The sequence below is a fragment of the Rubritalea profundi genome, from assembly GCF_002954445.1.
GTDB lineage: Bacteria > Verrucomicrobiota > Verrucomicrobiia > Verrucomicrobiales > Akkermansiaceae > Rubritalea > Rubritalea profundi.
The window spans coordinates 3,251,277-3,259,621 of sequence record NZ_MQWA01000001.1; the positions used below are offsets into that span (position 1 = coordinate 3,251,277).

Annotated in this window: 6 protein-coding genes; all 6 read right to left on the reverse strand. The window is 50.7% G+C overall.

The window, feature by feature from the left end; all coding sequences use genetic code 11:
• Positions 1–173 precede the first annotated feature (173 nt).
• The gene (locus BSZ32_RS14230; protein WP_105044034.1) at positions 174–1,406 is read right to left on the reverse strand and encodes a BaiN/RdsA family NAD(P)/FAD-dependent oxidoreductase; all 1,233 of its coding nucleotides are present in this window, start codon (positions 1,404–1,406) and stop codon (positions 174–176) included.
• 80 nt (positions 1,407–1,486) lie between these two features.
• The gene (locus BSZ32_RS14235) at positions 1,487–1,795 is read right to left on the reverse strand and encodes a four helix bundle protein (protein WP_206018864.1); all 309 of its coding nucleotides are present in this window, start codon (positions 1,793–1,795) and stop codon (positions 1,487–1,489) included.
• 112 nt (positions 1,796–1,907) lie between these two features.
• The gene (locus BSZ32_RS14240) at positions 1,908–2,201 is read right to left on the reverse strand and encodes a hypothetical protein (RefSeq protein ID WP_105044035.1); all 294 of its coding nucleotides are present in this window, start codon (positions 2,199–2,201) and stop codon (positions 1,908–1,910) included.
• 36 nt (positions 2,202–2,237) lie between these two features.
• Complete coding sequence (locus BSZ32_RS14245) at positions 2,238–5,669, reverse strand: DEAD/DEAH box helicase (protein WP_105044036.1); 3,432 nt, start codon at positions 5,667–5,669, stop codon at positions 2,238–2,240.
• A gap of 8 nt (positions 5,670–5,677) precedes the next feature.
• The gene (locus BSZ32_RS14250) at positions 5,678–7,582 is read right to left on the reverse strand and encodes an ABC-F family ATP-binding cassette domain-containing protein (protein WP_105044037.1); all 1,905 of its coding nucleotides are present in this window, start codon (positions 7,580–7,582) and stop codon (positions 5,678–5,680) included.
• Positions 7,583–8,121: 539 nt separating this feature from the next.
• The coding region (locus BSZ32_RS14255; protein ID WP_206018865.1) for a restriction endonuclease at positions 8,122–8,345 on the reverse strand (224 nt) is incomplete at its 5' end.

An 8,345-nucleotide genomic window follows, 5' to 3' on the forward strand; every position in this document is an offset into this window, starting at 1 on the left:
TAGAAGGAATAGAGAGACTTAATTGACTAGGATGGCTAGTCTTTCAGTATTCATCCTGATAAGGATGTGCAGGAAATAGGAAAACTTTTTAAAAAAGTGGGATGAGGGCAAAAAAGACCCACATGGTGGGGAAACCATGTGGGTGATAAAAGGGGCCTAGAGGATCTGGTAGCTTAGTAGTCTTCAGCAATAGCGCAACCAGCGTGGTGACCGCTCATCCAGGCATTCTGGAAATTGAATCCACCAGTGATGCCGTCTACATTCATCACTTCTCCGGAAAAATAGAGGCCAGGGCTAAGTTTACTCTGCATGGACTTGAGGTTGATTTCTTTAAGTTCCACGCCACCAGCGGTGACGAACTCATCTTTGTTGATACTCTTGCCGTCGACAGGAAGGCGACAGTTGTTGAGCAGTATACTCAGAGCCTGAGTGTGTGCTTTTGAAAGCTGGGACCAAATCTGTGTTTCTGGAATTCCTGCGACTTCTAACATTCTGGCCCAGAGTCTTTTTGAAATAGCTTCAAAGGGGCAACGGGTAGAAAGTTGGCGTTTACCCCAATCTGATCTTAGTTGAATGATCGTGGTGGTCGCGTCAGTGTCTGGTAGCCAGTTGACGACGAGGGTGAATTTGTAATCGAGCTTTGATAGCTCTCTGGCGCCCCAAGCTGAAAGCCTCAATATTCCAGGGCCGCTCACGCCCCAATGAGTGATGAGCAAGGGGCCGCGGGAGTTGAGTCTTGATTTTTCCACAGAGACTGCCGTATCGGCAACTGCTACTCCGGGTAGATCTTTAAGCAGAGGGTGGGTGATTTTAAAGGTAAACAGTGAGGGAATGGCTGGCTCTAACTGATGGCCTAGATGTTCGGCTAGTTTAGCACCCGCGGCCAAGCGCGTGCCGCCTGTGGCTAATAAAATACAACGTGTCCGATGGCTCTCACCCTTGTCGGTGTGCACGATGAAGCGAGCGCTATCGGACTCGTCGTCGCTTAACTGCTCGACCGATGCTACTCCATTGGAGGTCTCGATCTTCACTCCGGCATCTCTAGCAGCCTTGGTGAGGCAATCGATGATGGTTTGAGAATCATCAGTGATGGGGAACATCCGACCATCCGCCTCAGTCTTGAGTTCCACCCCGCGGGACTGGAACCAATCCACAGTGTCCTGCGCGCCCCATCGGTGCAGCGGACCAATCAGAGATTTCTCTCCGCGTGGGTAGTTCTTGCTGAGCTCTTTGGGGTCAAAGCAATGGTGGGTGACATTACAGCGCCCCCCGCCAGAGATTTTCACCTTTCCTAGCAGCTTTGAGGATTTCTCAAGCATAAGGACGCTCTCAGCGCCACTTTCAGCCGCCGTAATAGAACCAAAAAATCCAGCAGCCCCGCCGCCAATTGTGATCAAGTGAAACATTTGAATGAATAATTAACAATTAATAATTAACAATGCTAGTGCCGCTTTGCAGCCAGGTAGGAGGATGTGGTGAATATGCATTATGTGGTCTTGTTTTGTTTAGATGTGTTTAGAATGGATGTGAGTATTTTGATGAGCTCTCTACATTCCCCTTGGATGGATTCTGACTGATCACGGTTGAGGTAGTCTGAGTTTGTGAGAAGTCTTAGCCAATAGAGTGTTTCTCGAGCCTCCTTATAAGCAATGCTCATTTTGGAGATGAAGTCTCTATGGGATTGTCCTCCAATCGACTCTTCAATGTTAGCTCCGATTGAAGTGCCAGATCTTAGGACTTGTTTGGGTAGAACATGCTCGTTCTTTTCTTCATTGAGGAAACGACTAAGTTTCACAATTCACAGAGCAAAGTCGTAGGATTTATCCTGAATCACATTGTGCTTCATAGTAGAGCTGTGCCGCAATGCTGAGAATTATTCATTCTTAATTGTTAATTATTAATTCGCGCTACAGCGCGTAACTTCCGTCTTCGTCTTCGCCACTCCAGCCTAGTTTTCTGAATGCGGCGATGATGGATGAGAAGGTGTCGTCTTCGCCTTCGGCTTGCTCGATGGTGGCGGAGGTGGTGAGGCCGCTCATGGATTCGATGGAAATGACGGTTTGGAGGCCATCGAGGTTGATCCAGTCGCCCCAAGATTGCTTGTCGTGTTTGGCTATGAGCTTTTGTTTCTTGAGGGCTGCAACAACTTCGCGGATAGTAGCGGGTGGCTCGGAGTCTGGTAGGTGGACGCGTGTTTCCATTTTTTTTAAGGGTTGGAGAGAAAGGTTGGCTGCTAGTTAAACATCAATCGGGGCTAGTAGTCCGTTGAGAGTTTCGGTGGTTAGGCTGAGCTTGTTGGTTGAGCCTGCTAGGAGGGATTCTACGAGCTTTGCTTTCTTTTCTTGGAGCTCTTGGATGTGTTCTTCGATGGTGCCTTGGCAGATGAGTTTGTGGACGAAGACTGGTTTGTCTTGGCCGATTCTGTAGGCGCGGTCGGTGGCTTGGTTCTCAGCTGCTGGGTTCCACCATGGGTCGTAGTGGATGACAGTGTCGGCTGCGGTTAAGTTGAGACCAGTGCCGCCGGCTTTGAGCGAAATGAGGAAGACGGGGACCTTGCCTGTTTGGAATTTCTCGACTGGGGCCTCGCGGTCGCGAGTGGCTCCAGTGATCTTAGTGAAAGCGATATTCTCCTTTACGAGGTGCTTTTCAATCATTCCTAGCATGGTGGTGAACTGGGAGAAGATGAGAATGCGCCTGCCTTCTTCGATGAGTGTCCCTAGCAGGTTGGTGAGGTAGTCTAACTTGGCTGAGGATTGGATTTTCTGGGCTTCCTTTAGCTTGAGCAGCTGTGGGTGGCAGCAGATCTGGCGCAGCTTGAGCAGTGCATCGAGGATGATTATCTGTGATTTGCTGAGGCCTTGGTCAGAGATGGCGTCGCGGACGCGTTTGTCCATCGAGGCTCGCACGCTCTCATAGAGGTCAGTTTGCTCCTGAGTGAGGCTGATGTGATGGGGGATGATAGTTTTTGGCGGGAGTTCCTTGGCGACGACATCCTTGGTGCGGCGGAGGAGTAGCGGGCCGACTCGGCGGTTGAGGCTAATCTGTCTGGCTGTGTCACCATGGCGCTCGATCGGAGTGCGGAAGGTGGATGTGAATTCCTTGTTAGACTGGAGCAGACCAGGCATCAGGAAGTTGAAGGTGCTCCACAGCTCGCCAAGGTGGTTTTCCATCGGGGTTCCGGACAGGCAAATGCGGTGGTTGGCCTTAAGTTTGTAGGCAACCTTGGTGGTCTTAGTCGCGGCGTTCTTGATGTATTGGGATTCATCGAGAATGGCGATGTGGTATTGTTGCTTGGTGTGGAGAGCTTGGTCACGCTGGAGCAAGGCGTAGCTGGTGATGACGATGTCGTGATTTTTTATCTGGGTGAAATTGAGGTGGCGCTCGCTGCCGTGGAGGAGCAGGACCTTGAGCGAGGGGCTGAACTTTGCAGCCTCGGTTCTCCAGTTAGGTATCACGCTGGTGGGAGCGACCACGAGGGTGGGGAGGCCCTTGTTTCGTTTGGTATTCTTCTCCGCTAAAATGTGGGTGAGTGCTTGGATCGTCTTACCTAGGCCCATGTCGTCGGCTAGCACTCCGTGGAGCTTATAGCGGGCGAGGAATTGGAGCCAGCGGAAGCCTTCGATCTGGTAGTCGCGGAGTTCAGCATTGAGGTTCTTCGGAACTCTGGTTTTTGGTAGCCCCTTGATGTTTTTGAGTTGGGCTCCTAGGGCTGCGAGTTCTGTCAGTGTTTGGTTCGACTTTTCAAGATCGAGGTCATCAACCAATGTGGCGGCTCGGAGCTGGGGGATGTGGATTTCTCCGTCGCCATTGATGTGTTGGAAAATGTCTTGGACTTTATCGAGGATCAGCTTGAAGCGCTTGGCTGGGAAGTTGATGAAGGTGTTCTTCTTGTCGATCGGGATAGCGAGGAGATCACCGCCGGCTGCGTCAAAGTCGTAGCTCTCGTACATGCCAGATGCGATGGCATTGGCGAGTGCGGGGATCAGGCTGAATTTCTCGCCATTGTATTCGACTCCGAGGTCGAATCTGAACCACTCGGTCTTCAGTTCGTTTTGTGAGATGACTTCGTAAAAGCTATCGTAATCGAGGAGTGTGTAGTCGAGCTTGCCGATGTTGACGGTCCAGCCAGCGGCTTCGAGTTTCGGCACCTCGCTACTGATGTAGGCCACCCATTGATGCGTGTTGGAGCTGTCAGCCTTAGAGAAAAGGACTGAGTCATTATAGGGCTGATTGATGAGCTTTTCATCAAATGCTTTGGAGAGCTTGAGCGTTGGCGCGTGCTCTAGCTGGCGGAGCAGTTTACTTTCCAGTATTTGGTCTCGATGAATGGTGGTGATGTCATTCGCAGTCGTGACGGTGAAGGTGTCAGCGAACGGTTCGGCTTTTATCGAGTGGTCGCCGTAGTTGAAGCTGAGTGAGCCGATGAGAACATTCGAGACTGGGCTATTCTGCAGCAAGATAGCTGGTGAGCTGGCGTCTGTTCTCTCGATGTCAAACTGAGCAGTCGGGGTAAGATCTACTAAAATGTTTTGCTTCGGCAGTTGGGGGATGGCGGTGCTGAGTTTCGGCTTGCCTAGGCGCGCGGGTTTGTCTGGTGTTTCGCTGCCGGTAATATTAGCAGATTTCTCGATGAGTTGCTGGACATTATCTAGCTCATCTTGAGGGATTTTAGGGCCTAACAACCATTGCTTGAGAAACTCGTCTGGGTGAGTTTGATCGAGCTTTCCGACGGAGTTTTGGCTGCGGTCGATGTAGATTTTTGGTGTACTATAAATAAGCTCGTCTGGCTCTGGCTCGATCAAGATGGAGGGTTTGAGCGCATTGTTTGCAGTGCTCGACCAGCTAGGGGACAGGACTCGATCTTCACCTAACTCTATAGGTAAGTAGGTCGTAGTTCTATCGTGAACAGATACTGACTGTCTTAAAATAACTCGGCCCGTAGAGATACATTCGAGTAGAATGTTGGCGAACATCGAGGAATCTATATATATCGAGGATGATCCATACATACGCCCAGACGACAATGAAATCTGATTGAGTAGCCTGAGATCAGAATTTGTGATGAACATCGGCTTATTGTACTCTTGGTAATCAGTGCGGACATTGTGGGCAGTGATCTTGAAACTGCCGTCTTTTTGTAGTCTGCCTTTGTAAGCATGAAGTCCTAAATTTTGGTAATCAGCTTCCTGACCTAGTAGGTAAATGACGCGGTCCTTATAGCTTGGCGGGAATTCGTCTTCTGCGTCCTCCTCTGAATCAGCAGAGGCGGATTGAGTTAAATTTTCGAGCCAGGAATCGACGGATATTTCAGCTGTGCTAGCTGTTGATTCCGAGGACTCAGATTCGGGTCGATTTTCTAGAATATGCCTCTCTAACGTATAGAGAGCCGCCGCGATGTGCTTGCATTTCTCCTCGTCTGGGCAATCACAAAACGAGTAGAGCCGGTCATTGGTGGTGAAGTTGACTTCTACTTCGTAGGCGTAGGAGCCCGTGACTGTGAAAAAGGCAAAGCTCGCGCTGTCGACATCGACTAGGAGGTTATCAATGCTGGCGTCTTCGTTCGAGAAGAGTCGTTGGCCGCGCTTGAGCCGTGCGTTGTCGAAATGGTTCTCCCACGATCTTGAGAGGAAGAATTTCTCAGCTCTTTTTGGTAGTCGTGGGAAGTTCATTTTCGAAACTAGCTATTCGCATATTCTTCGTAAGCCGCCTTCACTGCTTCTAGTTCTTCCCAGAGTGCGTAGATCTTAGTGGCTTTTTCTTTCGCTTCTTTGAGCTTCTTTTCAAACTCTTGATAGTCGCTGGCGTGCTCGGCATAGAAGTTGGGTGCTGTAATCACTGCTTCTTGCGCGGCGACGTCTTCTTCAGCTACTAGGATGTCACCTTCGATCGTTTTGAGCGTTTCTTCCTCGCTCCACTTCAGCTTGCGTGGCTTCTCAGTCGGCTTCACCTTCTTGGGCTTGTCCTTGCTGGTGGTGAGTTTCGAGTAGCTGCTCGCTTGCTTGTCGCGCTGGGCTTTCTTTTCAAGATAGTAATCGTAGGAGCCAGGTGAGAAGTAGAGTGATCCATCGTCTTCAAAGGCGAGGATGCCTGTGCAGACTCGGTTGAGGAAATAACGATCGTGCGAGACCACCAAAACTGAGCCTTTGAAGTGAGCGAGCGCTTCTTCTAGCAATCTCAGAGTGGCGAGGTCGAGGTCGTTGGTCGGTTCGTCGAGAACCAGCACGTTGCCGCCGCGTTTGAGGATCTTAGCTAACATGACACGCGAGCGTTCACCGCCTGAAAGTAGCTCAATCTTAGTGTTGATGCGATCATCGTCGAACAGGAAGCGGCGGAGGTAGGCGCGCAGGCCGATGGTTTCATCGCCGAGCTTGACGTATTCTTGGCCTTCACCGACTTCTTCGAAAACGGATTTTTGATCGTCCATCAAGAGTCGGTTTTGGTCAACATAGTTGATGTCGGTACGCATGCCTACGTGGACTGAACCGGATTCTGGCTCGATCATGCCCAAAAGAGTTTTGATCAACGTGGATTTGCCCATGCCATTGCGACCTACGATCCCAACGCGTTCGCCAGGCTCTAGTTTGAAATCGAAATTCCTGAAAAGTGTGCGGTCGCCAGCTGTCTGAGTAATGCCTTCGCAGTCGAGTACGCGGTTCGGTAGCTTGCCACACGCTGGGATGATGAGATCGACATCGATTTCTTCTTCTGGTGCTTCTTGGTCGGCAACCTCAAAGTATTTATCCATCCGGTCGCGTGACTTGGTGCGGCGGCCCGATGGGCGTTTTCTGACCCATTCGAGTTCTTTCTTAAGGAAGCGTTGGCGCTTGTGCTCGTTGACTGCTTCTTGAGACATGCGTTCGGCGCGGCTGATGAGGTACTCGGTGTAGTTTCCCTGGTAGGAAATACACTTACCCTGAGCCATCTCGACAATCCGTGTGGCAATGCGATCGAGGAAGTAACGATCGTGCGTCACGAACAGGCAGGTGCCATTGTAGCGAGAGAGGAATGTCTCTAGCCATTCGATAGAGCCAGTGTCGAGGTGGTTGGTAGGCTCGTCGAGGATCAGGAAATCTGGCTGCGCGAGAAGAGCACGAGCCAGTGAGACTCGGCGCTTTTCTCCACCGGAGAGGGTGTTTATAATACGTTCAGACTCCGGAGCGTGAAGGTTGGTGAGTAGCGAGATAGCTCTGGAGTCGACGCTCCAACCATCGAGGTGATTGATTTCTTCCAAAATATCAGCGCCCGCTTGCGACGCCATGTCGCAGTTGTCATAGGCATCGAGCAGGTCGAGAATGTGCTGCGCACCTGCGAGTGTCGCCTCGAGAACGGTGGCTTCTTCATCGAGTTCAAAATTCTGTGGCAGGTAGCCCGTGACGAGGTCGTTGCGGGTGGTGTATTCACCTGAGTCTGGGGTGTCGGCTCCAGCGCAGATCTTGAGGAAGGTCGATTTTCCTGAGCCATTACGACCAACAAGACCAATGCGCTCTCCAGGTTGGATAGCAAGAGTCGCACCGTCGAGGACGGTGTGGTGTGAGTATTTAACGCAAAGTTCAGATGCGCTGGCAATGGCTGGCTCGGACATGGGGCTGGTCTATCAGTCAATGGTCACTAGTCAATGGGAGAGAGGCTCAGCGAGACAGAATTTCTAGCCAGTGAGTTTTCCGGACAGAATTTACAGCAATGCTGATTGCTGATTGCTGATTGCTGAATCTAGAATTCCGAACCCTGGAGCTAGATGGTCCATTGACCAATTACCATTGACCGCCCAAAGGGCCAGTTGAGACACAGTCGCTGCCCTAGGTGCAGAAATAAGACGTGAAACAACTCTGAAGGAGTTGTGGAGTAGAGGCTATTCGATGACGGGGAGGGCGATGCTGGCATCACCGTTCTTGAGGCCAGACTTGATGGTGTCCACTAGATCAAAAATTGCCTGTTTGCGAAGTGCTTGGGGGATTTAATCAATCGATGTATGATTAGATTGTATTGATTAATATTCTAACAGTTAGAAGTGATTTGTAACAGGTCGGAAATTATTTGTCAGTCTGCACTGCTATTGCACTGCTATTGCACTGCTATTGCGGTATGCTGATTGTGAATCGAGAGGGGATTCGTGAATTCGCTCTAGGACTCCTCAAAGTAGTCGGTATCGAGGCGTGTGATCGCGATGGTTCGCTCAGTGGAGACTCCCACGTTGTGTTCGATCATGAGGTCCACCAGACGGAGTCCATCGATGAGGATGACTTTTTGGGGGACGGCTTCAGCAAATTCTATGGCGTTGGTGTTGTTGCCACTGGTGGTGATGAAGATACCTTTGTGGGCTTGTTTGCCAGCTAGGGCTCCAACGT